The following is a 2,819-nucleotide window of genomic DNA, read 5'->3' as shown; positions in this document are numbered from 1 at the left end:
GAGCCCCCAGCAAGGGCGCCCACCCCCACCTTTGGCGGAACGCACAAGGCAACGATCGCGACACTGTTGGCAGCGGCATCTACGCGCGTAGGGCAAGTGCGGCTACCCTCGTCCGCGTGAACGCTTCTGTAACCCCCACCGACCCGTACGCCGCCGCCGACGACGCCGCCGCGCGCCTGCGTGAGATCACCGGCGCAGAGACCCATGACGTCGCCCTCGTGATGGGGTCCGGCTGGGCGCCCGCCGTGGACGCGCTCGGCACGCCCGAGGCCGAGTTCCCCGTCACCGAGCTGCCCGGCTTCCCGCCGCCCGCCGTCGAGGGCCACGGCGGCAAGGTCCGCTCGTACAAGATCGGGGAAAAGCGCGCCCTGCTCTTCCTCGGCCGTACCCACTACTACGAGGGCCGCGGCGTCGCCGCCGTCGCGCACGGGGTGCGCACGGCCGTGGCGTCGGGCTGCAAGACGGTCGTCCTGACCAACGGCTGCGGCGGCCTGCGCGACGGCATGCGCCCCGGCCAGCCGGTCCTGATCAGCGACCACCTGAACCTGACGGCGACCTCGCCGATCGTCGGCGCCAACTTCGTCGACCTCACCGACCTGTACTCGCCGCGCCTGCGCGCCCTGTGCAAGGAGGTCGACGAGAGCCTGGAGGAGGGCGTGTACGCCCAGTTCCCCGGCCCGCACTACGAGACCCCCGCCGAGATCCGGATGGCCCGCACCATCGGCGCCGACCTGGTCGGCATGTCCACGGTCCTCGAGGCCATCGCGGCCCGCGAGGCCGGCGCCGAGGTGCTCGGCATCTCCCTGGTCACCAACCTGGCCGCGGGCATGACCGGCGAACCCCTCAACCACGAGGAGGTCCTCCAGGCCGGCCGCGACTCCGCCACCCGGATGGGCGCCCTGCTCAAGCAGGTCCTCGGCCGCATCTGACGGACCCGTACGACGAGTACCCCCGTACGACGAGAGGCTGAAGCAGACGTGCAGGCAGATCTGCAGGACGACGCACTGATCACCCGGGCCAAGGCCTGGCTGGCCGAGGACCCCGACCCCGAGACCCGCGAGGAGCTCGCGGCGCTCATCGACGCCGGGGCGCACACCGAGCTCGCGGACCGCTTCGGCGGCACCCTGCAGTTCGGCACGGCCGGGCTCCGCGGTGAGCTGGGCGCGGGCCCGATGCGGATGAACCGTTCGGTCGTCATCCGCGCCGCGGCGGGCCTCGCCGCGTACCTGCGGGGGCAGGGCGAGGCGGGCGGCCTGGTCGTCATCGGGTACGACGCGCGGTACAAGTCGGCGGACTTCGCGCGCGACACGGCGGCCGTGATGACGGGCGCCGGGCTGCGCGCGGCGGTACTCCCCCGCCCGCTGCCCACGCCCGTACTGGCCTTCGCCATACGGCACTTGGGCGCGGTCGCGGGGGTGGAGGTCACGGCCTCGCACAACCCGCCGCGCGACAACGGCTACAAGGTGTACCTGGGCGACGGCTCGCAGATCGTGCCCCCGGCCGACGCGGAGATCGCCGCCGAGATCGACGCGGTGGCGGCGCTCGCGGACGTACCGCGTCCGTCGGACGGCTGGGAGACGCTGGGCGACGAGGTCCTGGAGGCCTATCTCGCGCGTACGGACGCGGTGCTCTCCGCGGGCTCCCCGCGTACGGCCCGTACCGTCTACACGCCCATGCACGGCGTCGGCAAGGAGACGCTGCTCGCCGCGTTCGCGCGGGCCGGCTTCCCGGCGCCGGTCGTGGTGGCCGAACAGGCCGAGCCCGACCCGGACTTCCCGACGGTCGCCTTCCCGAACCCGGAGGAGCCGGGCGCGATGGACCTGTCCTTCGCGACGGCCCGTTCCCAGGCCGAGGCCCCTGACCTGGTCATCGCCAACGACCCGGACGCGGACCGCTGCGCGGTGGCGGTCAACGACTCCGGCTCCTGGCGGATGCTGCGCGGCGACGAGGTGGGCGCGCTGCTCGCGGCACACCTGGTGCGCCGGGGCGTCAACGGAGTCTTCGCCGAGTCGATCGTCTCGTCCTCGCTCCTCGGCCGGATCGCGGAGGCCGCGGGTGTCGGGTACGAGGAAACCCTCACCGGCTTCAAGTGGATCGCCCGCGTGGACGGCCTGCGGTACGGCTACGAGGAGGCGCTCGGCTACTGCGTCGACCCCGAGGGCGTACGCGACAAGGACGGCATCACCGCCGCACTCCTCGTCACGGAACTGGCCTCGGAGCTGAAGGAGCAGGGCCGTACGCTGCTCGACCTCCTCGACGACCTGGCCGTGGAGCACGGCGTGCACGCCACGGACCAGCTGTCGGTACGGGTCGAGGACCTGTCCCTGATCGCCGACGCGATGCACCGCCTCCGCGAGAACCCGCCGGCATCGCTCGCGGGCCTGCCGGTCACGCTGGCCGAGGACCTGACGAAGGGCACGGACTCGCTCCCGCCCACGGACGGCCTGCGCTACACCCTCTCGGGCGCGCGGGTCATCGTCCGGCCGAGCGGTACGGAGCCGAAGCTGAAGTGCTACTTGGAGGCGGTCGTTCCGGTCGACTCCCTGCCGGGTCTCCCGGCAGCCCGGCAGAAGGCGGCGGAACTCCTCGCCGGCCTGAAGCGGGACCTGGCGACGGCCGCCGGAATCTGAACACATCCCGGTCGGGGGCAGGCCCTCTGTCCCCGACCGGGTGATTCCTGCACGGCACTTGACGCAGCGGGGCACGGGGAGCGGCACCCCTCGACGAGGGTGGACCGGTCTGCGCACGACCGAGTCCCAGGAGCTGCCCGCCCGTGTCCGTCACCACCGAGGCCGCCCGTCGAGTCCTCCCCGCGTCCC

At 73.1% G+C, this 2,819-nt stretch carries 2 protein-coding genes; both read left to right on the top strand.

Translation table 11 applies throughout. From position 1 onward, the window contains the following. Positions 1-116 precede the first annotated feature (116 nt). Positions 117-929, top strand: coding sequence for a purine-nucleoside phosphorylase (locus tag GUY60_RS36435; RefSeq protein ID WP_161705785.1), 813 nt, complete (start codon positions 117-119; stop codon positions 927-929). 60 nt (positions 930-989) lie between these two features. Continuing rightward, entirely contained in the window at positions 990-2,630 is a 1,641-nt protein-coding gene (locus GUY60_RS36430; protein ID WP_161705786.1) for a phospho-sugar mutase, read from the top strand. Positions 2,631-2,819 lie beyond the last annotated feature (189 nt).

It is taken from the genome of Streptomyces boluensis, assembly GCF_009908195.1.
In the GTDB taxonomy this organism is placed as follows: domain Bacteria; phylum Actinomycetota; class Actinomycetes; order Streptomycetales; family Streptomycetaceae; genus Streptomyces; species Streptomyces boluensis.
Note: the sequence above shows the minus strand (reverse complement) of the source record. Positions and strands in the feature narration are given on the sequence as shown.